Origin of the sequence: Kitasatospora sp. McL0602 (assembly GCF_052076145.1) — a bacterium.
In the GTDB taxonomy this organism is placed as follows: domain Bacteria; phylum Actinomycetota; class Actinomycetes; order Streptomycetales; family Streptomycetaceae; genus Kitasatospora.
In genome coordinates this window covers 4,237,257-4,257,626 of sequence record NZ_CP197246.1, presented here as the reverse complement: position 1 = coordinate 4,257,626, position 20,370 = coordinate 4,237,257, and the positions used below count along the sequence as shown (strand labels likewise).

Below are 20,370 nucleotides of genomic sequence, written 5' to 3'. Positions count from 1 at the left end.
GATGCGGTGGCCCCCCGGACGGCGTATCAGCTCCCGGCTCCGGGCGGGCGGCGACGGGAGGATGGGCACCATGCGGATGTGGGGGTTGATCCTCGGCGGACCGGTGCTGGTGCTGGTCGGGTACTTCACCGTGCCGATGGGGATGTTCGGGCCCAGGCACCCGGTCGTCAGCTGGCTCACCTTCGGTGCGGTGCTGACCGTGGTGGCCGCCCTGCTGCTGCAGCAGATCCAGCGGGAGCTGATCGGTGCGCCGGGGCGGCCGGGCCTGACGATCCTGCTGCTCAGCTCCGTCGCGCTGGTGGTCTTCGCGGCGACGTATCTCGCGCTCAGCCGGGACGGGCAGTTCGTCGGGCTGCGGACGCGGGTCGACGCGCTGTACTTCACCGTGATCACGCTGGCGACCGTCGGCTACGGGGACGTCGTCCCGGCCGGGCAGGAGGCCCGAGCGGTGGTGATGCTCCAGATCCTCTACAGCCTGGTCTTCCTCACCGCCGGGGCCACAGCTGTCTCCCGCCGACTGCGGGGCCGCATCGCGGAGCGGGCCCGGCAGGGGCCGCACCGGGGAGGCCAGGGCTGACCGATGGGGTGGCGCGCTCAGTTGCCGTCGTTGCTGTCCGTGCTGTTGCTGCCGCTGCCGTTGAGCCAGTCGAGCAGGTTCCCGGCGGGGTCGGACGAGGAGGACGAGGAGGACGAGGACTGCTGGCCCCTGCCCGGGAGCTGCTGGGCGGCGTGCAGGGTGGCGAGGACGGCGTTGATCCGGTTCTGCCAGTTCTGCGCCGCACCGCCGTCGACGGCATGCTTCTTGACCAGGTCCTTGATCAGACGCTGGGCGTTGCGCAGGGACTGGTCGGCCCGCTGCGGCTGGCGGTCGGCGAGGGCGGCTGCGGCATCGTCCATCAGGCCGAGGAGGTCGCCCTGGGCGCCGTGCTCCTTGTTGAACGACGCCTGCTCGATCGCCGCCCGCAGCGCCGTCAGCAGGCCCGCCGAGCCCGCCTTGGGGCTGGCGCTGGGCGACGGGCTCGCCGAGCTGCTCGGGGAGGCCGACGGGGACACCGAGGGGGACGGGCCGGCTGCCGGGCCCGCCGCCTGCGTGGCGGGCGTGCCACCCTTCGTGTCGCCACCCGGGCTGCTGAAGGCGAAGGCCGCGACCGCGGCCACCCCGCCCGCGACGGCGAGGCCGACCCCGGCCAGCACCAGCGGACGACGGCGCCGCTCCGGTACGGGGGGCTGCGGCGGCTCGTACGCCGGGCCGGGGGGCTGGACCGGCGGCAGCAGCGAGGTGCGCTGCTGCTCGGTGAAGGGGAGGTGGGGCAGAGCCGTGGTGGCAGCAGCCGGCGGGTGGGCCGGCGGGGGCGTGAGCGGGGGCGTGAGCGGGGCGAACACCTGGGTGGTGGCGAGGAGTTCGGCGGTGCGGTCGGGGGCGGCCGTGGCGGGGACGGCGGCGAGGAGTTCGGCGCGGGCCCTGGCGGCATCGGCGGGGCGGTCGGCCGGGTTCTTGGCGAGCAGGCGCAGGACGGCCGCGTCGAGGGCGGGCGGGATGCCGGGGCGGCGTACCGAGACGGGAGTGGGCTGCTCGCTGACGTGCTTGAAGGCGATCGCGACGGGGGCGTCGGCGGTGAACGGCGGTGCTCCGGTGAGCATTTCGACCAGGACGCAGCCGAGCGCGTAGAGATCCGCGCGGCCGTCGATCTCGGCCGCGGTGGCCTGCTCGGGCGAGAGGTACGCGGCGGTGCCGAGCACCGTCGCGGTCTGGGTCAGCTGGGAGCCGGACGAACTCGCCCTGGCGATGCCGAAGTCGACGACCTTCACGCCGCCGTCGTCGGTGATCATGATGTTGCCGGGCTTGATGTCGCGGTGCACCAGACCGGCGGCGTGCGCCACCTCCAGCGCCTCGCAGACCGCCGCCGCCACCCCGACGGCCCGCTCGACCGGCAGCCCAGCGGGGGGCAACTGGCCGTCGCCGACTATCAGTTGGCTGAGCGGTCTGCCGTTCACCAGCTCCATCACGATGTACGGCGAGCCCTGGTCGACACCGGAGTCGAAGACCATGACGATCCTCGGGTGGGCCAGCATCGCGGCGTGCTGAGCCTCGCGGCCGAAGCGTTCGGCGAAGCGCGGGTCGTCGGCCAGGCCGCCGTTCAGCACCTTGACCGCGACGGACCTGCCGAGCACCCGGTCGTGGCCGCGCCAGACCGTCGCCATCCCGCCGACGCCGAGTATCTCCACGAGCTCGTAACGCCCGTTGAGTGCGCGTCCGATCACCTGGCACCGCTCCCCTCAGATCCGCCGGCCGGAGGCATCGGATCGCCTCGTGCACCTGTGCACGATAGCGGCCGCAGTGCGAACCCGGCCCCGGGCGCCCCTCAGCAGGGCACGAGCCGGGCGGCCGATGGGCACGGGGGAGCCCACCGACCACCCGGGGTCTCGGTGACGCAGCCGGGCCTGGCCACGGCCGGTCACGGCTGGTCCGGACGGACGACGGGCCCGGGGGGATTCGCCCGCCGTCCGTCCGGAGTCTTCGGGTCACCCCACCAGGACACCGTCCAGCGGGACGCCGCCGAGCAGTTCCGACAGCGGAGCCTGCAACGGCACCGGCGGCGCCGACGACGCGGGGGTGAGTGCGTGGCCGAGCTGCGGGAGCGACAGCTCGGCCTTCGGGGTCTTCGGGCCGCCACCCTTGGGCGGCTCCGGCGAGGGCGCGGCAGGGGCGGAGGGGGTGGCCGGGCCACCGTGGTCCTTCACCTTGCCGACCAGCGCGTTGCAGTAGCTCTCGACGTGCTCGACACCGTTGGCCGCCTTGACCAGCGGCGCCAGCAGAGGGTCGGCGAGCAGCTGCTTGTCCTTGGTGCCGTCGCCCTCCCGGTCCTGGTACGAGTGACAGAGCTTGGCCAGCCCGGCGGCCGAGCCGGGGCTCGGGCTCTCCGTGCCGCCCGACTGCCCCGGGGTGTCGGGGCTCCCCGACCGGTCGGGGCCTGCCGAGGGGTGGGCCTGGCCGCCGTCGGAGGGCCTGCCGACGGTGCCGGGCGTCGCGGTGCGGTTGTCCAGGCCGGAGTGCGAGCCCGCCGAGCCGGAGCCGCCTCCCGTCCCCGGTGCCCGGCCTGCTCCCGGGCCCGAGGCCGTGGTGCGGCCTGGGGCGGTGGGCGCGGCGACCGGAGCGTTCGCACCGGGGCTGCTGAGGACGGCGGGCAGCTTTACGGCGGCCACCGCGACCCCGCCGAGCGCGGTGATCGCGAGCGCGGCGAGCAGGGCCTTCGCGCTGAAGGCCCTCCCAGTCGCGGTCTTCGCCATCGTGCGTCTCCGGGGTTCGGGGGTTGGTTCACGGCGGGCCGACCGGTACGCCGCCAGCGCTCGGGCCTCTCCCGGCAGCTCGTCCGGCCCGGCCGCTGGGGCAGCGGCGGCGGCGGCGAGCAGCCCGGCGAGGGCGGCGTTGTCGGCGATGGCGGCCGGACCGTCCGACGAGCCGACCTTGCCGCCGCCGAGCAGTTGCTCGGCGGCGACGCGGTCGATCCGGCGGGATCGGTTGGTGCTCATCTCATGTCCTTCAGCGTCGCGGCTCTGGGTTGTGTCACACCTTGCGCAGGAGAATCCGAAGAATTTTCCGGCGGCCGCCCCGAGCCGGATGCCGAGCGCTGCTGGGGGACGCCGTCGGCGGGGCCGCCGCCGGGCTGTTCAAGCAGCTTGGCGAGCTTGCGCAGCCCCCGGTGGGCGGCCATCCGGACGCTGCCGGAGCGCTTGCCGAGCACCTTGGCGGCGCTCTCCGCGTCCAGGTCCAGCACCACCCGGAGCAGCACGGCCTCGGCCTGGTCGCGGGGCAGCCGGGCGATCAGGGCCAGCGAGTCGGCGGTGGAGACGGTGGCGAGGGCGCTGCCTGCGGTGTCCTCGGCGGCGGTCAGCTCGGCGAGGTACTCGAACGGCAGGTCCGCGACCGGCCGCCGCCGGACCCGCCGCAGGTGGTCCATCGCGCGGTTGCGGGCGACGGTGGCCGCCCAGCCCCGGAAGCCGTCGCCGTCGCCGTCGAAGCCGCTCAGGTCCCGGGCGATCTGCAGCCAGGTCTCGGAGGCGATGTCCTCGGCGTCCTCCGGCCCGCCGCCGACCAGCACCCGGAGGTAGCGGAGGAGGCCCGGCTGGACGGCCCGGAAGAGCTGCCGGAAGGCCTCCTCGTCGCCCGCCTGTGCGGCGTGCACAGCGGCGGTGAGCTCGTCGGCCTGCACTGCGGCCCGCCCGGTCGGCGGCACGGCGGCCTCCCCTGGCGGCGCGGCGGTACGCGGGGGTGTCGTACGTCCCGGTGATATCGGGCCGCCGACGACATTGTCGGAGCCCGGCCCCTGAGGCTCTGCGATGTGCACCTGCCACATCATGCGGCATCCGGAGCTGGTGTTCGGCCGTGATGGCGAAGCAGCACGGAACAGGGCCTTCTGCCCGGCCACCGAGGACCAAAGTCCTGTCAGCGACTGTCATTCGCCCGCAGCCGCCAAAGGTGCTCCGGTCATACGTTTTGAGGGACGGCTGATTCGGCGCCGCTCCCCTCCCGCTCCCCCTGAAGGTCTGGACCTGTGATGACGACTGCCCACGAGCTCTTCGCCGAAGGGATGCGCGAACACTTCGCGCCTGCCCTGCGGGCGATGGGTCTCAGCGGCTGGCGGCACTCGTTCAGCCTCCCCGACGAGACCCACTGGGCGCTGCTCGGCGTCGAGCTCGGCTCCGTCGACGACCACGCCGTCCGCTACACCGTCAACCTCAGCCTGACCGCCAAGACCGCCTGGGCCGGGCGCTCGCTGCGCCCCAACCCCAACGCACCCACCGGCCTGGAGCTCTGGCAGGCCCGGATCGGCGATCTGCTGCCCGTCGGTGAGGAGATCTGGTGGACGGTCTCCCCCGGGCCGCGCTGGCTGGTCGCCGTCGAGGACTCCGTCGCCGCCGTCCGCCACTACGGCCTGCCGGAGCTGCTGCGCCGCCTGAGCACCGCGATCGACACCGGGGCCGAGACCTACCTCTCCCCGCGCGAACTGGACGACGTGAACTCCGCGCTGGCGACCGCCGCCGTCGCCCGCATCCAGCGGGCCGAGCTGGCTGACAAGGCACTGGTGCTGACCGGCGCCTGGAGCCGGGCCGACCGGGTGGCGGAGGAGGTCCTGCGCGGGGTCGCCGGGGGCTTCCTCTCCGCCGACGACGACCGCTTCCGCGAGGTGCGGTGCAGCGACACGCTGGGGCGTGAGCTGTGGGTGTTCGGCGGCGCCGGGGAACCACTGGCGGCCTTCCCGGAGTCTTGATCGACAGGGGGCGAACCACCCCCTTCTTGACCACGGGGAGCCTTACGCATGACCACAGTGACGACCATCGACGCCCGCCGGCTCGACTGGGACGGTTGCCTCAACGTCCGCGATCTCGGCGGCCTGCCCACCATCGACGGCCGCCGCACCCGGCCCGGCGCGGTCGTCCGGGCCGACAACCTCGACCGGCTGACCGCCGAGGGCCGGCAGGCGCTCCTCCGGTACGGCATCCGCACCGTGATCGACCTGCGTGACACCGCTGACCACCGGCCGCTGCTGCCGCTGCCCGAGGGCGTCCGCCTCGTCCGGGTGCCGCTCGACGAGCTGGCCGGGGCCGGCTGGTGGGCCCGGTACGGCGAGCTGGACGGCACCCCGCTCTCCTTCGCCCCCTACCTGGAGCACTGCCCCGACGCCGTCGCCGCCGTGGCCACCGCCGTCGCCGAGGCCGGGCCGGGCGGGGTCGTCGTGCACTGCGGCGCCGGGCGCGACCGGACGGGGCTGGCCGCCCTCGTACTGCTCGCGGCGGCCGGGGTCGAGCCTGGTGCCGTCGCCTCCGACTACCTGCTGAGCGCGGCGAACCTGCGGCCGCTCTGGGGCATGCTCGGGCGGCCGGACCAGCAGCTCGCGATCGACGCCCTGCTGGCTTCGGCGGGGCTCACGGCGGAGGATGCGCTGCTCGCTGCGCTGGGCTCGTTCGACGCCGATCGGGATCTGCCGACGGGCGTCGCGGCCGCCCTGCGGGCGCGGCTGGTCGGCAACTGACTTTCACACAACGGGCTGGCCGTAGGGGGCTGGTGCTTCACCAGAGGCGGTCGGTGGGGCCGGGGTGGAGGGGGATGCGGGTGTCGGCGAAGTGGGGGCGGGCCGCCGTGGCGCGGGAGGTGCAGAAGGCGGCCATGGTGACCTTGTCGAAGCCGGGGTGGTCGCTGGGGAAGGGGGCTTCCGGGGTGCCGCCGACCAGGACGGTGCCGGGGAGCAGCTGGTAGCCGGCGCTCTCGTAGAAGTGCTGCAACGGGCGGTCGCAGGTGAAGAGCGCCAGATCGGCGCCGGAGCGGCGGAGGTGGGAGAGTGCGGCGGTGGCCAACTGCCGTCCGTGGCCCCGGCCCTGGTGCTCGCGGTCGGTGACGACGGTGCTCAGGCCGACGGCGCGGTAGGTGTCGCCCGCGTGGTCGAGATCCTTGCTGAGCAGGTCGAGTGCGGCGAGCACCCGGCCATCGTCGTCGACCAGCAGCAGCGACTCCGGGTGCAGCAGGGGGTCGTGGCTCAGCCCGGGGTCGGGCTCGCCGCTCGGCCAGGCCTGCTCCTGCAATGCCCATACCTGGCTACGGAGTTCGGGTGGCACGGCGGCCTCCGGGTAGCTCTCGACTCGCACGTCGCTGCCGCTCCTTAAATCACTGGCGGCGCGTCGGGCGGACTGCCGATACTGCGAAGTATGGTGCAATTCATGGATTTCGACGCGCGCGGCTACCGGACGGTGGATGTCCGGACGGGGTACGGGCAGTGGGTCGGCAGCTACGAACGGACGGTCGAGGACGCGATGGACATCGGCGTCCTGGCCGAACTCGCGGTACCGGACTGGGCTTCGGTGCGGCGGGCGGCAGACCTCGGCTGCGGCACCGGCCGGACGGGCGGGTGGCTGCGCGGGCAGGGCGTCGCGGCGGTGGACGGGGTGGACGTGACGCCCGAGATGCTCGCGGCGGCCCGCACCCGGGGCGCGCACGACCGGCTGGTGGAGGCCGACCTGGCCGCGACGGGCCTGCCCGGCGGGGCGTACCAGCTGGTGGTGTCCTCGCTGGTGGACGAGCACCTGCCCGAGCTGGGCCCGTTCTACCGGGAGGCGTGGCGGCTGACCGCGCCCGGCGGGCTCTGCGTGCTCGTCGGGCTGCACCCGCACTTCATCATGACCGCCGGGATGCCCACCCACTTCACCACCGCCGAGGGCGAGGACATCGCCATCACCACGCACGTGCACCTGGTGAGCGAGCACCTGACGGCGGGGCTCGCCGCCGGGTGGCAGCTCGCCGAGATGCGGGAGGCGGTCGTCGGCGACGAGTGGATCGCGCTCAAGCCCAAGTGGGAGCGGTACCGCAGCCATCCGGTGTCGGCGGCCTACGTCTGGCGCAGACCAAGCTGACAGGGGCTGCCGGAAAGGGGCTGTCAGAAGCCGGAGTTGGGGCTGGTGACGACCCGGGTGCGGCCGTCGGCGCGGGCTTCGAGACCGGCTCGCAGGCGCAGCGCGCGGGCCGGGCCGAGGAGGTCGAGGGCCTCCTCGGGGGCAGCCCAGCGGTAGGAGTCGAGCTCTCCGGCCGGGAGGGTGATCGCGGTGTCGGCGGGGATGGTGCCGAGGTCGAAGAGGAAGTGCACGGCCGGGTGCTCGAGTTCGGCGGACGGGTTGGTCCAGGCGACCACCAGCAGGGCGCCGGGGGCCTTGACCAGGCCGGTCTCCTCCAGGAGTTCACGCTCGGCGCACTGCTCGGGGTTCTCGCCCTTGTCGACGGTGCCGCCGACGAACTGCCAGTGCTCGCGGTAGCCGGCCTTGACGATCAGGACGCGGCCCTGCTCGTCGGTGATCAGACAGCCGGAGGCGGCGTAGACCCTGGTGAGGGAGGCGAGCCACTCGTCGCGGGTGGTGAGCATGGGGAGTCCTCCGGAGGTCGCGGTCCGGGGGAAGCGTACGACAGCCGGAGGGGCACGGGGGGCTTTTCGATCAACCGCGCGAGCTCCCCGCGCCCCTCCGGGGGGGGTCAGTGCGCCGAGTGCTTCTCGGCGCCGCGGTGGCGGTGGCCGGGGAGTTCGGCGTGGTGCGCCGAGCCGGTCATCGGGGTGGCGGAGCCGAGGGCGCGGCGGCCGCCGTGGGTGAAGGCGATGTCACCGGCGTACGGGGTGCGCCCGGCCGCCTTCAGGGTGTCGGTGTGGAGATCCGGTGGGAGTGCGCCGGGGCTGGCGGCCATGCTTCGGCGTTCGAGGATCTCCTGCGTGCCACGGCGGAGTTGCTGCATCCGGCCGGTCGATCGCTTGGTCATCGTCGGTCTCCCTTCGGCGCCTCGCCCGCCGGGCCGGTGTGCTCGGCGATCCGGACGCGTGGGCTGATATGTCCGGATTGTAGCCTTTCCCGGGTTTCGGCGGCCGTCCAGTCGGGCGAGCAGCCGTCCAGCCTGGCCCTGGCAGACCCAGGTACAGCAGGGCACTGGGTCGGGCCGCCGGACGGCCGGAGAGTGGAGCCACCGACCCGACCTGGAGGCACACCCCATGAGTTTCGCCGACCTCACCGGCCGCACCGCCGTCGTCACCGGAGCCGCCAGCGGCATGGGCGCCGCGACCGCCCGGCTGCTCGCCGCCCAGGGCGCCCGCGTCGCGCTGCTCGCCCGCCGCACCGAGCGGCTGACGGAACTCGTCGACAAGATCACCGCCGAGGGCGGGCAGGCCCTGGCCGTCACCACGGACGTCACCGACCAGGCCTCGGTGGACGCCGCCGCCGAGCGGGTGCAGGGCGCGTACGGCGCGGTCGACCTGGTGGTGGCCGCCGCCGGGGTGATGCTGCCCAACCCGATCGCCGACGGCCGGCTCGACGAGTGGACCCGGATGATCGACACCAACCTCACCGGCGTGCTCCGGGTGATCCGCGCCTTCACCCCGGACCTGCTCGCGGCCGCCGACGCGGGCCGGGCCGCCGATCTCGTCACCATCTCCTCGATCGGCGCGCACGTGACCTTCCCCGACTTCGCCGTCTACAGCGCCACCAAGGCCGCCCTGACCCACCTCGCCGCCGGGCTGCGGCCCGAACTCGGCCCGCGAGACGTCCGCGTCACCAACATCGAGCCGGGCCTGACCGACACCGAGCTCCCCGCCCACGTCGACAACCCCGGGCTCTCCGACCTGATCGACTCGATGTTCACCGCCATCCCGGCGCTGACCTCCGAGGACGTCGCCGACCTCGTCGCCTACACCGTCAGCCGCCCCCGGCACGTGAACCTGCGCCAGGTCGTCGTCCTGCCGACCCGGCAGGCCTGAGGGCCGTCACGCCCGGCCGTCACGCCCGGCCGTCACGCCCGCAGACCCCGACCTGACGGAGAAGGCGGGAGTGTCACCGGGGTGTGGGAGCATGCCCCGTGGCAACGGTGATACAAGATGACACCTCGACTTCGCTGCGGACGGCCGCCGAGAACGTACGCGTCCGGCACCCGGCCTCCCTGGTCCGCGCCCTGACGGGGCTCGCCGCAGCCGGGCTGACATTGCTGCTGGCCACGGGTGCGCAGGGCACCGCCGACGGCCTGGACGCCGACGTCGCCCAGGGCACCGAACAGGTGCCGTGGGCACTCGGCGGGCCGGCCGGGCTGCTCGCCGCCGTCGCCCTGCTCGTCCTGCCGCTCGCCTTCGCCGGGCAGCGCCTCGCCCGCCGGGCCCACCGGGGCCTCGCCGACGGGGTCGCCGCCGCCGTCCTCGCCTACGGGCTCTCGCTCGCCCTGGACGCGGCCGTCGGCGGCCTCGCCGCCCTCACCCACACCAACCCGGGCGGCGTCGGCCGCACCGACCCGGTGTACGGGCACCTCGCCCCGGTGCTCGCCTTCATGACCACCGCCGGGGCAGCCAGGTTGCCGCGCTGGCGCACCGCCCTGGCCGTCACCCTGGGCGTCGCCGGGCTGTCCGGCCTCGTCACCGGCTACGCCACCCCGCTCTCGCTGGTGCTCGCCCTGCTGATCGGCTGGGCCGCCGGGCACGCCACCACGTACGCACTCGGCACCCCCGCCTGCCGGCCGACCACCGCACAGCTGCTGATCGCCCTCGGCCAGGCCGGGGTCAGGCCGCACCTCGCCCGCCGGACGGCCCCCGGCCGGTACCTCGTCACCCAGCACGACGGCCGCCCCGACCTCGACGTGCTCGTGCTCGACCCGCGCGCCCAGACCAGCGGCTGGCCCGGCCACCTCTGGCGGCTGCTGCGGCTGCGCGCCGAGCTGACCCCGCGCGGCCTGCTGCCACCACGCACCGGCCTGGAGCACGAGGCGCTGCTCGCGTACGCCGCGACCGCCGCCGGGGTGCGCACCCGGCAGATCGCCGCCACGGCCCAACTCGCGCCCGACTCCACGGTCGTGGCCTACCACTACCTCCCCGGCCGGGCCTTCGGCGAACTCGCCGAGGAGGAGCTGACCGACGAGCTGCTCACCGACGCCTGGCAGCAGCTCCAACTGCTGCAACGCCGCCGGACGGCCCACCGGGCCATCTCCGCCGACGCGCTGCTGATCGCCCCCGACGGCGCCGTCCACCTGGTCGGCCTCTCCGACGGCGAGATAGCCGCCGGAGAGCTCCAACTGCACCTGGACGTCGCCGGGATGCTCAGCACCCTCGCCCTGCGGGCCGGTGCTGAACCGGCCGTCCGGACCGGCACCACCGTGCTCGGCGCCCCCGCGCTCTGCGCCGCCCTGCCGCTGCTCCAGCCGATCGCCCTCGCCCCCGGCTCCCGGGCCGCCCTCAAGGCGCAGCCCGAACTGCTCGGCGCGGTAAGGGAGTCGCTGCTCCGCGACCAGCCGCAGGCAGAGGTGCAGCCCGTCCGGCTGGAGCGGCTGCGGCCGCGCACGCTGCTGACCGTCGGGGCCGGGCTGCTCGCCGGGTACCTGCTGCTGCGCTACCTCCTCACCAGCGACCGCGACCCGTTCGCCGTCCTCTCCGCCGCCGACCCGTTCTGGTTCGGCCTGGCCGCCGGTGCCGCCGCGCTCAGCTATCTCGCCGCGACCCTCGGGTTCGTCGGATTCGTGCCCGAGCGGCTGCACTTCGGGCGGGCCCTGGCCGTACAGGTGGCCGGTGCGTTCGCCAAGCTGGTCTCCCCCGGCGGGGTCGGCGGGGTCGCACTTAACACCCGCTTCCTCCAGTGCGGCGGCGTACCGACCCCGCAGGCACTGTCGAGCGTCGGCGTCTCCCAGCTCGGCGGGCTGGCCCTGCACCTGCTGCAACTCGCCTTCTTCGCCGCACTGTTGGGGCGAGCCCCGCAGGGCGAGATGCCCTCCGCCCGGGTGCTGGCGGTCGGCGCGGTGCTGCTCTGCGCGGTGGTGGTGTCCGGCTTCGCCGTGCCGTGGGTGCGGCGGCGGATCGGCGGGCTGCTGCGCCCGCTGCGGGCCGAGGTGCTGCCCCGGCTGCTGGACCTGCTCCAGCAGCCCGGCAAGCTCGCCCTCGGGGTGGCCGGACAACTGCTGGTGTCGCTGGCCTTCATCACCTGCCTGTACTGCTGCGCGCTGGCCGTCGGGCAGCAGCCCGGCTACGCCGCCGTGGCGGTGGCCTTCCTGGCCGGCAACGCCCTCGGCTCGGCAGCGCCCACCCCGGGAGGGGCCGGGGTGGTCGACGTCCTGCTGGTGACGGCGCTGCGGCAGATGGCGGGGATGGACGAAGGCGCGGCGTTCGCGGCGGTGACGCTGTACCGGCTGCTGACCTTCCTGCTGCCGGTGCTGCCCGGCTGGGCGGCCTTCGCGTGGCTCCAGCGCCGCCGGGCGCTCTGAACGGCACTGCCCAGGGGCGCGGGGAACGTTCAGCCGCCCGCTGCGCGGGTCAGGCGGCCGGCGAGGGCTCGCAGGGTGTCGGCGAGCTGTGGGGGCTCGTGGACTTCGAACTCGCAGCCGAGGGTGGCGAGGCGGACGGCCAGCCACTCCAGAGAGTCGGCGCGGGTGCGGAGGCGGCAGCTGGCGTCGTCGATGGGCTCCAGCTCGCCGAGGTACGGGGGCAGGCGGTCGGCGGGGGCGTGCAGGGTGACGACGGCCTGGTGGCCGGGGAAGCGGTTGGCGAACTTGGCGGCGACGAAGGCGGCGGCGTCCTCGGCCGGGAGCTCCCGGGGTGCGGCGCGGGAGCCGGTGGCGACCGGCTCGCTGAGGCGGTCGACCCGGAAGATCCGCCAGTCGTCGCGGTCGTTGTCGTACGCGACGAGGTACCAGCGGCGCCCGGCGGCGACCAGGCGGTGGGGTTCGACCAGCCGGCGGGTGTCGGAGCCGTCGGCGGCGCGGTAGGCGAAGCGGAGCCGTTCGTGCCCGGCGGTGGCTGTGGCCAGCAGGGTGAGGATCTCCGGGTCGATCCGGGGGCCGCCGCCCATCGGCAGCTGGACGGTCGCGGCGCTCAGCGAGCCGACCCGGTGGCGCAGCCGGGCCGGGAGCACCTGGACGAGTTTGGCGAGGGCGCGGACGGACGCCTCCTCGATGCCCTCGACGGCGTTGCCCGCCGCCGCCCGCAGGCCGACCGCGATGGCGACGGCCTCCTCGTCGTCGAGCAGCAGCGGGGGCATCGCGGCGCCCGCGACCAACCGGTACCCGCCGATCGCGCCCCGGGTGGCCTCGACGGGGTAGCCGAGGTCGCGCAGCCGCTCGATGTCGCGGCGGATGGTGCGCGGGCTGACCTCCAGGCGGTCGGCCAGCTCGCTGCCGGGCCACTCGCGCGGGATCTGGAGGAGGGAGAGCAGATTCAGCAGCCGTGCCGGGGTGTCGGTCATGACTCCAGGATGGCGGACCAAGCGGACAGGATCTGGCCTATATGGGGCCTACCTTCGGAGAGTCCGACCACCTGAAGGAGAAGAGCACCCATGTCATCCGTAACGGAGGCCCCCGATCGCAGGCGCTGGCTGGCGCTGGCCGTGGTGATGACGGCCAGCCTGATGGACCTGGTCGACGTCACCATCGTCAACATCGCCATGCCGACCATCCAACACGAGACCGGCGCCTCGTTCAGCCAGCTCCAGTGGATCACCGCCGGGTACGCGCTGGCCTTCGCGGTGGGCCTGATCACCGGCGGGCGGCTCGGCGACATCTACGGCCGCAAGCGGCTCTTCCTGCTCGGCATCGGCGGCTTCACCGTCGCATCGGCGCTCTGCGGCCTGGCCGGTGACCCGCAGCTGCTGGTCGCGGCCCGGGTGCTCCAGGGCGGCACGGCCGCACTGATGGTGCCGCAGGTGCTGGCCATCATCCACACCACCTTCCCCGCGCACGAGCGCGGCAAGGTCTTCGGGATGTTCGGCGCGATGGTCGGCCTCGGGGCCATGCTCGGCCCGCTGCTGGGTGCGGTGCTGACGGAGTGGGACTTCCTCGGGCTCGGCTGGCGGCCGATCTTCCTGGTCAACCTGCCGATCGGCCTGGCCGGTCTGCTGCTCGGCAGCCGGTACGTCAGCGAGTCGCGGGCCCCGAAGGCGCTGAAGCTGGACCTGCTGGGCATGGTGCTCGCCACCGCCGCACTGCTGATGCTGCTCTACCCGCTCACCCAGGGCCGCGAGGCGGGCTGGCCGCTGTGGGGCTTCGCGCTGATGGCGGGCAGCGTGCCGGTCTTCGCCGTGTTCCTCGCGTACGAGCGCGCCAAGCTGCGGCGGGACGGCTCGCCACTGGTCGAGCTGTCGCTGTTCCGGGTGAAGAGCTTCGCGGCGGGCATCGGCGTGCAGCTGACCTTCGGCATCGCGACCGGCATCTTCTTCCTGGTCTGGACGCTCTACATGCAGCTCGGGCTCGGCTGGAGCCCGCTGCGGGCCGGCCTGACGGGTGTGCCGTTCTCGCTGGCGGTCTCCGTCGCCGCCGGGATGTCGGTGCAGAAGCTGGTGCCGCGCTTCGGGCGCAAGGTGCTCCAGGCCGGGGCGCTGGTGATGGCGGCGGGCGCCCTGGTCTACATCGCCGAGGCGCGCCACTACGGCTCGGGCATCCACCCCTGGCAGATGGCGCTGCCGATGGTGGTGATGGGCGCCGGGATGGGCCTGATCGTCGCGCCGCTGACCGACTCGGTGCTCTCCGACGTGCCGCGCGACCACTCCGGCTCGGCCTCCGGCCTGATCAACACCACCCAGCAGCTCGGGGTGGCGCTGGGCCTCGGCCTCTCCTCCGTGACCTTCTTCAGCGTGGTGGACGCCGCCGACCCGGCCCGGCAGGCGATGGGCCCGGTCTTCGTCGACGCCTTCACCCACTCGCTGTGGTGGGTGGCGGGCGGGCTGCTGGCGGTCTTCGCCCTGATGTTCGCCCTGCCGCGCCGGGCCGCTCAGCCGGAGCAGGCCGCCGAGGACGCGGCGACTGAGGACGCAGCGACCGAGCCGGAGCTCGTCAGCGTGTGAGAGCGAGATCGCTGATGCTCGGGGCGACGGTGGCCACCACGACCACCGTCGCCCCGAGCCTGTGGTCGTCCCAGTCGAGGAAGTGCAGCTGCTCGAACCGGCTGCGCAGCGGGGCGCCGTCCGCGCTCAGCGGCAGCCCGGCGAGGTCGACCTCGCCCATCGTGTCGAGGGTGACCCGGCCGATCTTGATCAGCGCCTCCTTGCGGACCCACTGCCGGAGGAAGGCCTGCTCGGGGTCGGCGTGCTGCTCGACCAGGCGCAACTCGCGCTCGGTGAGCACCCGTTGCAGCACCCCCGCATCGAGGGCGCCGTGCTGCGGCAGCTCGACGTCGACCCCGACCGGGCCGTACGCGGCGGCGGCGGCGACCACGCCCCGGCTGTGCGAGAGGCTGACCTCCAGGCCGGGGTGCTCGGGCAGGTAGGGCTTGCCGTGATCGCCGAGCCCGCAGTCGGGGCAGCGCTGCGCGAGAGTGAGCGGCCCGGCGGCCGGGCCGAGCAGGCGGGCGGCGCAGACCCGGACGAGCAGGTGGGCGGCGACGAAGTTGCGCCGGTCCTCCTCGCGGCGGAAGCGGCCGGCCCGCTCGTGCTCGACGGCGGTCAGCGTGTGCAGGGTCGCCTCCGGATGCCGGAGCACCTCGTCGGTGCCCGCGACCATCACCAGCGGCGCGCCCTCGGCTGCCGTCACCTCGTCCATGCCCCCTCCGCCTTCTCCACTGCGCAGGCCCTGATGATCTCATCCCGCGCCGTGGCACCGGCCGGCCCGGGGCGGACACGGCGTCAGGCGGTCACCAGTGGGCGGGGCGGGTGAGCGTCGGGGGCAGCTTGGTGGTGGCGTCGCCCTTGGCCGCGTTCAGCTGCGCCTGGGTGAGGAAGATGCTGCCCGTGAGGTCGGCCCCGGCCAGCTCGGCGTCGCGCAGGTCCGCGCCGATCAGGTCGGCCTGGCGCAGGTCGGCGCCCTTGAGGTCGGCGGCGATCAGGCAGGCGCCCCGGAGGTTGGCGCCGCGCAGGTCGGCGCCCTTGAGCTTCGCGCCGATGAGGTCCGCGCCGCGGTGGTTCTTCCGCTTGCCCGGCACACCGGCCCGTGCCAGCTCCCCGGCCTCCAGCAGGAGCGTGTTGACCTGCCCGCGGATGGCCGGGACGTCGGCCGCGACCAGCGTCTCGGCGTCGGCGAGGCTGAGCTGCTCGACGCCCTCCAGCGCCGCGCGCAGCTCGCCGTGCAGCCGGCGGGCGGCCGGGAGGGCGAGTGCCTCGGTCAGGTAGTGGAGCAGCTCGTGCAGCTGCCGCACGACCGGGAACACCTCGAACATCTGCCGGGAGGTCTCCGGGGCCCGGCGCCAGTCGGTGCCGCCGAAGGTGATCTGCGAGACCTTCTGGCCCGCCCCGAAGCAGTCGAAGACCGTGCAGCCGGTGAAGCCCGAGGTGCGGAGCCGGGTGTGGATGCCGCAGCGGAAGTCCTGCTGGAGGTTCCGGCACGGCTGCCCGGCTGCCTTGTCGGCCGCGAAGTCGGAGGACTTGGCGAACGGCAGTGCGACACAGCAGAGACCGAAGCAGTTCGCGCAGTCGGCGCGGAGGTCGGATCGGGGGGCTTCGGGCTGCTGCGGCACGAGCGGGGGCTCCTGGTTCGGTGGGGCGGCCTCCCCATTCTGCACTGCGGCGCAGGTGGGGAGGCCCTCGGGAGACCGATATCGAGGCAATATCAGGCCGATGTGGCCGACTCCTACTGTCCGTACGGTCAAGCGGTCTCGGGGGTAGACGGGCACCGCACCGTAGGTGAGAGAGGACGACATCATGGAGTTCCGGATCCTCGGCCCGGTCCACATCCTGACCGATGGCCTGGAGGACGCCCTGAGCGGCACCAAGCAGCGGACGATGTTCGCGGCACTGGTGCTCGCCGGCGGGCGGGCGCTCTCCGACGAACACCTGGGGCGGATGCTCTGGGACACGAACCCGCCGAGCACGGCGGGCGCGCAGATCCACACGTACGCCTCGCGGATCCGGCGCCGGATCGGGCCCGAGGTGCCGCTCGTACGCATCCGCACCGGCTACAGACTCATGGCGGACCAGGTGCCGTGCGACCTGACCCGCTTCACCGAGCTGTCGCAGAGCGGCTTCCGGGCCCTGCGCGAGCAGCGCTTCGAGCTGGCCGCCGAGCAGCTGCGGGCCGCCCTGTCGCTCTGGCAGGGCGAGGCCCTGGCAGACGTCACCGACCACCTGGTGTTCGCGGAGCGTCCGCAGCTGGACGAGGCCCGGCTGGAGGCGCTGGAGGCCCGGATCGAGGTCGACCTGATCCTCGGGCGGCACCGCCAGCTGATCTCCGAGCTCACCGGGCTGGTCTCGCAGCATCCGATGCGGGAGCGCTTCCGCGCCCTGCTGATGACGGCGCTGTACCGCTCCGAGCGGCAGGCCGAGGCGATGTCGCTCTACCTGGACGGCCGCCGCATCCTGGCGGACGAGCTGGGCGTCGAGCCCGGACGGCTGCTCGCCCGGACGTACGAGGCGATCCTGAGCGGCGAGGTGCGGACGGTCATGCCGCACCAGCTGGTGAACTGACGGCACGGAGAAATACCGAGGGGCGCGGGGCTCCGCTGGATTCAGCGGAGCCCCGCGCCCCTCGGCGCACGAGGACGACGGTCAGCAGACGAACGGGGTGAGCGGGCCGCCCGCCCCGGCCAGCGCGACGACGCGGTCGGCGAGCGTCTCCTCGACGGCGTGCTCGTCGACGTCGGGGCACTGCTCGTCGAGCAGCCGGTGCAGCCGCCCGAGCAGGCCGCGCAGGGCCGCCTGCAGCCAGAGCTCGTCGCCCTGGACGGGCGCCGTCCGGGCCGTCCACAGCGCCAGGCAGGCCGCCGCCGCGTACAGCGTCTCGTAGGCGGCCGCGAGCCGACGGTCCGCCGGGGTGCTCTGCGGCACCTCGGGCACCTCGGCCATCCGGCGGTGCAGTTCGTCACCGGCGGAGAGCACGGCCTTGGCCAGGCTCTGCGCCCCGGCGCTCGCCCGGCCGAGTGCCGGGCTGCTGACCACCTTCGGCAGGGCCTGTACGGGGCTGCAACCGCCCCGGGAGAGGCTGCCCAGCCGGTCGGCGTCCAGCTCGGCCAGCGGCGCGCCGAGCCGGACGGCCTCGGCCAGCCCGCCCTCGTCCACCGTCTCCAGCGCGAACCCGTGGACCAGCCAGGGGAATTGGGCGACGACGGCACCCCGGCGGCGCTCGGCCTCCGGGTCGGGGCCGAGGTCCGGGCCGACGTCGGGGTCGGAGACCGGACGGCCCAGTTCGGCCGTCAACTCCGCGACCAGGGCGGGCACCAGGGCGGAGACCACCGTCGACGTCACCGCCGACTCGGCGGTGAGCGTGTGCGCGCTGCGGGCGGCCAGTGCTGCGGCGGCCTCGGCTGCGCCGAGCAGTGCGGCGGCCCGGCCCAGCGCCTGCCTGGACCCGGCCCGGCCGTCTGCCAGGTTGTCGGCCCGGTTGTCGGCCCGGCCGTCCTCGGGCAGGACGCCGCGCGCCGCGTCACGCAGCGTGCGCTCGCCCACGTCGAGGGCCTGGGCCCAGCCGAGCACCTGTTGGGAGAGTTCGGCCGCGCCGGAGGCGGCCGGGTCGTGCCGGAGAGCAGCTCTCCGACGGCGGAGCAGCTCCTCGTGGTTGCGCGGGGCGCCGCCCTGGTCTGCGGGGACACCACGGGCGGGCAGAGCGAGCTCGTCCGGCTCGTCGGCAGGGCGCGGCCCGAGGTTGCTGGCCATCGCTGCCTCCTTCGGGGGATGGGTATGTGAGTCCGACTCTGCCTGGAAGTTCTATGTTTCCCCCATACCGGGTCTTTAGGGTAGTGCCACCTGACGAAGTCCCCGTAGGCAATGGATCACATCGGTCCGGGGCGATGGTCGGAGTATGGGAACGGTATGACGCCGCCGAGGAGGCTGGGGCCCGATGAGTCCCACCGCCACGAGCGAAGGATGAAGCCGTGCAGTCGTCCCGTCAGGCCAACCCGAGGACCGTGACCCGGTACCCGGCCATGGTCGCCCCCCTTGCCGTCACCGTCGCGCTGGGTGCAGTGCTCACGGGTTGCGGCGGCAAGGTCACCGCAGAGACCCATTCCTACCAGGTCGCCGACCGGATCACGACGCTTCAGGTCAGGAGCCCCGGCGGGACGGTCGAGGTGGTGGCGGGCACTCAGGACACCGTCCAGGTCACCGAGACAGTCCGCTACGACGGCGACAAGCCGACGGTGGGTCACACCACGAGCGGCGGCGCGCTCTCGCTGGAGGCCTCCGAGTGCGGCCACGGCATCGGCCACCGGGTCTGCCAGGTGAGCTACCGCGTCGAGGTGCCGAAGAGCGTCGAGGTGAAGATCCGCAACACCGGCGGCGACGTCACCGTGACCGGCCTGTCCGGCGCGCTCGACCTGACCGCCGACGGCGGCGCGGTGCGGGTCGCCGAGGTGACCTCCAAGCGCCTCACCGCACACGCCGACGGCGGCACCGTCACGGCGAAGTTCGCCGCCGCCCCGGACATGGTGGACATCGACTCGGCCGGCGGCAGCGTCACGGCCCAGCTCCCGGACGCCGCCTACGCGGTGGACGCGACCACCGACGGCGGCAGCCAGAAGGTGCAGGTGCGGACGGACCCGGGCTCCTCGCACAAGGTCAAGGTGCGCAGCGACGGCGGCAGTGTCGCCGTCCTCCCGGCGGGCTGATCACACATGCCCCTCACCAACCCTCCGTCAACCGAGCCCAGAGGAGCCAGAAGTATGAACATCCGCCCGCTCGCACCGGCGCGCCGCCCCGTCGTCCTCCTCGCCGAGGAGCTCTCCCCCGCGACCGTCGCCGTGCTCGGCCCGGACGTCGACATCCACCACTGCGACGGCGCCGACCGGACGGCCCTGCTCGCCGCGCTGGCCGAGGCCGACGCCGTGCTGGTGCGCAGCGCGACCCGGATGGACGCGGAGGCGATCGCCGCCGCGCCGCGGCTGAAGGTGATCGCACGGGCCGGGGTCGGCCTCGACAACGTGGACGTCCCCGCCGCGACCGCCGCCGGGGTGCTGGTGGTGAACGCGCCGACCTCCAACATCGTGAGCGCGGCCGAGCTGGCGATCGGGCTGCTGCTCTCCGTCGCCCGGAACATCCCGCAGGCCGACGCCTCGCTGAAGAGCGGCTCCTGGCAGCGCAGCCGGTTCACCGGCGTCGAACTCTCCGGCAAGGTGCTCGGCGTGGTCGGGCTGGGCCGGATCGGCTCACTGGTGGCGCGCCGGATGGCGGCCTTCGACATGGAGGTGCTCGCCTTCGACCCGTACGTGACACCGGAGCGGGCCGCCGAGCTGGGCGTGCGGGTCGTCCCGCTGGACGAGCTGCTCGGCGCGGCCGACTTCGTCACCGTGCACCTGCCGAAGACCCCCGAGACGATCGGCCTGATCGGCGCCGAGGCATTGGCCAAGGCCAAGCCGGGCCTGCGGATCGTCAACGCGGCCCGGGGCGGCATCGTGGACGAGGCCGCGCTGGCCGACGCCCTGCGGGACGGCCGGGTGGCCGGCGCCGGGCTGGACGTCTTCGAGACCGAACCGTGCACGGATTCGCCGCTCTTCGGGCTGCCCGGTGTGGTGGTGACGCCGCATCTGGGCGCGGGCAGCGTCGAGGCGCAGGAGAAGGCGGGCGTGTCGGTCGCGGAGTCGGTCCGGCGGGTGCTGGCCGGCGAGGACGTGCCGGAGGCGGTGAACCGACCGCTTCGGGCGGAGCTGGCCGCCTGAGCAGAGTGATGGAACGACGAAGGCCCGCAGCGACGGATGTCGCGGCGGGCCTTCGGGCGTGAAGCGGAGGTTCTACTCCCAGTCCTGGCTGGCCGGGGCGACCGGCGGGACGACCGGGGCCGGCGCGGCGTCCGCGACGACGGTGTGGCTGGTGGCGGTGTGCGCCGTCTCGGTGGCGACGAAGGCTCCGAGGACCGCTGCGGTGCCGAGGGCAACGACGACGAGCTGCTTCGCGAACTTGGTACCGATGAGGCGCATTTCGACCATTTCCTGTCGGAGTGTCCGGTGTTTCCTGCTGACGTGGAAGACAGTA

General features: G+C 74.1%; 20 protein-coding genes and 1 pseudogene. 10 read left to right on the top strand and 11 right to left on the bottom strand.

Features of this window, described 5'->3' with window-relative positions:
* The first annotated feature begins 1 nt into the window (after position 1).
* Positions 2–577, top strand: coding sequence for a potassium channel family protein (locus ACR68M_RS19400; RefSeq protein WP_441245370.1), 576 nt, complete (start codon positions 2–4; stop codon positions 575–577).
* A gap of 17 nt (positions 578–594) precedes the next feature.
* On the opposite strand, the gene ACR68M_RS19395 is transcribed toward ACR68M_RS19400, so the two are convergent.
* From ACR68M_RS19395 to ACR68M_RS19385, 3 genes are all read right to left on the bottom strand, one after another.
* Entirely contained in the window at positions 595–2,262 is a 1,668-nt protein-coding gene (locus ACR68M_RS19395; protein WP_441245369.1) for a protein kinase domain-containing protein, read from the bottom strand.
* 261 nt (positions 2,263–2,523) lie between these two features.
* Positions 2,524–3,531 carry a hypothetical protein gene (locus tag ACR68M_RS19390; RefSeq protein ID WP_441245368.1) on the bottom strand — a complete coding sequence of 336 codons (1,008 nt, stop codon included), beginning with the start codon at positions 3,529–3,531 and terminating at the stop codon, positions 2,524–2,526.
* Positions 3,528–4,355 (bottom strand): RNA polymerase sigma factor, encoded by an 828-nt coding sequence (locus tag ACR68M_RS19385; protein WP_441251650.1) that lies wholly within the window; start codon positions 4,353–4,355, stop codon positions 3,528–3,530. The genes ACR68M_RS19390 and ACR68M_RS19385 overlap by 4 nt, the downstream gene beginning before the upstream one ends.
* A 201-nt stretch (positions 4,356–4,556) precedes the next feature.
* Between ACR68M_RS19385 and ACR68M_RS19380 the strand changes: the two genes are divergently transcribed.
* Both ACR68M_RS19380 and ACR68M_RS19375 read left to right on the top strand, forming a co-directional pair.
* Entirely contained in the window at positions 4,557–5,270 is a 714-nt protein-coding gene (locus ACR68M_RS19380) for a hypothetical protein (protein WP_441245367.1), read from the top strand.
* Positions 5,271–5,318: 48 nt separating this feature from the next.
* Positions 5,319–6,032 carry a tyrosine-protein phosphatase gene (locus ACR68M_RS19375; RefSeq protein ID WP_441245366.1) on the top strand — a complete coding sequence of 238 codons (714 nt, stop codon included), beginning with the start codon at positions 5,319–5,321 and terminating at the stop codon, positions 6,030–6,032.
* Between the two features lie 37 nt (positions 6,033–6,069).
* Here the strand turns inward: ACR68M_RS19375 and ACR68M_RS19370 are convergent, their stop codons facing one another.
* Complete coding sequence (locus ACR68M_RS19370; RefSeq protein WP_441245365.1) at positions 6,070–6,642, bottom strand: GNAT family N-acetyltransferase; 573 nt, start codon at positions 6,640–6,642, stop codon at positions 6,070–6,072.
* Between the two features lie 72 nt (positions 6,643–6,714).
* On the opposite strand from ACR68M_RS19370, the gene ACR68M_RS19365 reads away from it, so the two are divergent.
* Positions 6,715–7,404: a class I SAM-dependent DNA methyltransferase gene (locus ACR68M_RS19365; RefSeq protein ID WP_441245364.1), complete on the top strand. Its 690-nt coding sequence runs from the start codon at positions 6,715–6,717 to the stop codon at positions 7,402–7,404.
* A gap of 23 nt (positions 7,405–7,427) precedes the next feature.
* On the opposite strand, the gene ACR68M_RS19360 is transcribed toward ACR68M_RS19365, so the two are convergent.
* Together ACR68M_RS19360 and ACR68M_RS19355 are read right to left on the bottom strand one after the other, a co-directional pair.
* A complete protein-coding gene (locus ACR68M_RS19360) occupies positions 7,428–7,907 on the bottom strand; it encodes an NUDIX domain-containing protein (protein WP_441245363.1) in 480 nt (159 codons plus the stop codon).
* A gap of 107 nt (positions 7,908–8,014) precedes the next feature.
* Positions 8,015–8,293 (bottom strand): hypothetical protein, encoded by a 279-nt coding sequence (locus ACR68M_RS19355; RefSeq protein WP_441245362.1) that lies wholly within the window; start codon positions 8,291–8,293, stop codon positions 8,015–8,017.
* 226 nt (positions 8,294–8,519) lie between these two features.
* Between ACR68M_RS19355 and ACR68M_RS19350 the strand changes: the two genes are divergently transcribed.
* Both ACR68M_RS19350 and ACR68M_RS19345 read left to right on the top strand, forming a co-directional pair.
* On the top strand, positions 8,520–9,281 hold the full coding sequence (locus ACR68M_RS19350) for an SDR family oxidoreductase (protein ID WP_441245361.1): 762 nt from the start codon (positions 8,520–8,522) through the stop codon (positions 9,279–9,281).
* 98 nt (positions 9,282–9,379) lie between these two features.
* A complete protein-coding gene (locus ACR68M_RS19345; protein ID WP_441245360.1) occupies positions 9,380–11,755 on the top strand; it encodes a lysylphosphatidylglycerol synthase transmembrane domain-containing protein in 2,376 nt (791 codons plus the stop codon).
* Positions 11,756–11,784: 29 nt separating this feature from the next.
* On the opposite strand, the gene ACR68M_RS19340 is transcribed toward ACR68M_RS19345, so the two are convergent.
* Positions 11,785–12,732 carry a helix-turn-helix transcriptional regulator gene (locus tag ACR68M_RS19340; RefSeq protein ID WP_441245359.1) on the bottom strand — a complete coding sequence of 316 codons (948 nt, stop codon included), beginning with the start codon at positions 12,730–12,732 and terminating at the stop codon, positions 11,785–11,787.
* A gap of 90 nt (positions 12,733–12,822) precedes the next feature.
* Here ACR68M_RS19340 and ACR68M_RS19335 point away from each other — a divergent pair, with 90 nt between their 5' ends.
* On the top strand, positions 12,823–14,325 hold the full coding sequence (locus tag ACR68M_RS19335; protein WP_441245358.1) for an MFS transporter: 1,503 nt from the start codon (positions 12,823–12,825) through the stop codon (positions 14,323–14,325).
* Here ACR68M_RS19335 and ACR68M_RS19330 read toward each other — a convergent pair.
* The gene (locus ACR68M_RS19330; RefSeq protein WP_441245357.1) at positions 14,315–15,019 is read right to left on the bottom strand and encodes a 4'-phosphopantetheinyl transferase family protein; all 705 of its coding nucleotides are present in this window, start codon (positions 15,017–15,019) and stop codon (positions 14,315–14,317) included. The two genes, ACR68M_RS19335 and ACR68M_RS19330, sit on opposite strands and share 11 nt — an antisense overlap.
* Positions 15,020–15,110: 91 nt before the next feature.
* A complete protein-coding gene (locus ACR68M_RS19325) occupies positions 15,111–15,929 on the bottom strand; it encodes a pentapeptide repeat-containing protein (protein WP_441245356.1) in 819 nt (272 codons plus the stop codon).
* 184 nt (positions 15,930–16,113) lie between these two features.
* On the opposite strand from ACR68M_RS19325, the gene ACR68M_RS19320 reads away from it, so the two are divergent.
* A complete protein-coding gene (locus ACR68M_RS19320; RefSeq protein WP_441245355.1) occupies positions 16,114–16,875 on the top strand; it encodes an AfsR/SARP family transcriptional regulator in 762 nt (253 codons plus the stop codon).
* Between the two features lie 81 nt (positions 16,876–16,956).
* Here the strand turns inward: ACR68M_RS19320 and ACR68M_RS19315 are convergent, their stop codons facing one another.
* Positions 16,957–18,060, bottom strand: a complete 1,104-nt coding sequence (locus ACR68M_RS19315) for a hypothetical protein (RefSeq protein ID WP_441245354.1) — start codon at positions 18,058–18,060, stop codon at positions 16,957–16,959.
* 218 nt (positions 18,061–18,278) lie between these two features.
* Here ACR68M_RS19315 and ACR68M_RS19310 point away from each other — a divergent pair, with 218 nt between their 5' ends.
* Together ACR68M_RS19310 and ACR68M_RS19305 are read left to right on the top strand one after the other, a co-directional pair.
* Positions 18,279–19,010 (top strand): DUF4097 family beta strand repeat-containing protein, encoded by a 732-nt coding sequence (locus tag ACR68M_RS19310; RefSeq protein ID WP_441245353.1) that lies wholly within the window; start codon positions 18,279–18,281, stop codon positions 19,008–19,010.
* 54 nt (positions 19,011–19,064) lie between these two features.
* Positions 19,065–20,027, top strand: a pseudogene (locus tag ACR68M_RS19305) (hydroxyacid dehydrogenase); the annotation flags it as partial.
* A 102-nt stretch (positions 20,028–20,129) separates the two neighbouring features.
* Here the strand turns inward: ACR68M_RS19305 and ACR68M_RS19300 are convergent.
* Entirely contained in the window at positions 20,130–20,315 is a 186-nt protein-coding gene (locus ACR68M_RS19300) for a hypothetical protein (RefSeq protein WP_441245352.1), read from the bottom strand.
* Positions 20,316–20,370: the final 55 nt, after the last annotated feature.

What these genes read in the sequence shown, in the direction of transcription:
- ACR68M_RS19385 (WP_441251650.1), bottom strand. Translation starts at nt 4,355, where the DNA reads ATGTGGCAGGTGCACATCGCAGAGCCTCAGGGGCCGGGCTCCGACAAT.
- ACR68M_RS19350 (WP_441245361.1), top strand. Translation starts at nt 8,520, where the DNA reads ATGAGTTTCGCCGACCTCACCGGCCGCACCGCCGTCGTCACCGGAGCC.
- ACR68M_RS19390 (WP_441245368.1), bottom strand. Translation starts at nt 3,531, where the DNA reads ATGAGCACCAACCGATCCCGCCGGATCGACCGCGTCGCCGCCGAGCAA.
- ACR68M_RS19300 (WP_441245352.1), bottom strand. Translation starts at nt 20,315, where the DNA reads ATGCGCCTCATCGGTACCAAGTTCGCGAAGCAGCTCGTCGTCGTTGCC.
- ACR68M_RS19400 (WP_441245370.1), top strand. Translation starts at nt 2, where the DNA reads ATGCGGTGGCCCCCCGGACGGCGTATCAGCTCCCGGCTCCGGGCGGGC.
- ACR68M_RS19380 (WP_441245367.1), top strand. Translation starts at nt 4,557, where the DNA reads ATGACGACTGCCCACGAGCTCTTCGCCGAAGGGATGCGCGAACACTTC.
- ACR68M_RS19315 (WP_441245354.1), bottom strand. Translation starts at nt 18,060, where the DNA reads ATGGCCAGCAACCTCGGGCCGCGCCCTGCCGACGAGCCGGACGAGCTC.
- ACR68M_RS19320 (WP_441245355.1), top strand. Translation starts at nt 16,114, where the DNA reads ATGGAGTTCCGGATCCTCGGCCCGGTCCACATCCTGACCGATGGCCTG.
- ACR68M_RS19375 (WP_441245366.1), top strand. Translation starts at nt 5,319, where the DNA reads ATGACCACAGTGACGACCATCGACGCCCGCCGGCTCGACTGGGACGGT.
- ACR68M_RS19335 (WP_441245358.1), top strand. Translation starts at nt 12,823, where the DNA reads ATGTCATCCGTAACGGAGGCCCCCGATCGCAGGCGCTGGCTGGCGCTG.
- ACR68M_RS19340 (WP_441245359.1), bottom strand. Translation starts at nt 12,732, where the DNA reads ATGACCGACACCCCGGCACGGCTGCTGAATCTGCTCTCCCTCCTCCAG.
- ACR68M_RS19355 (WP_441245362.1), bottom strand. Translation starts at nt 8,293, where the DNA reads ATGACCAAGCGATCGACCGGCCGGATGCAGCAACTCCGCCGTGGCACG.
- ACR68M_RS19330 (WP_441245357.1), bottom strand. Translation starts at nt 15,019, where the DNA reads ATGGACGAGGTGACGGCAGCCGAGGGCGCGCCGCTGGTGATGGTCGCG.
- ACR68M_RS19365 (WP_441245364.1), top strand. Translation starts at nt 6,715, where the DNA reads ATGGATTTCGACGCGCGCGGCTACCGGACGGTGGATGTCCGGACGGGG.
- ACR68M_RS19360 (WP_441245363.1), bottom strand. Translation starts at nt 7,907, where the DNA reads ATGCTCACCACCCGCGACGAGTGGCTCGCCTCCCTCACCAGGGTCTAC.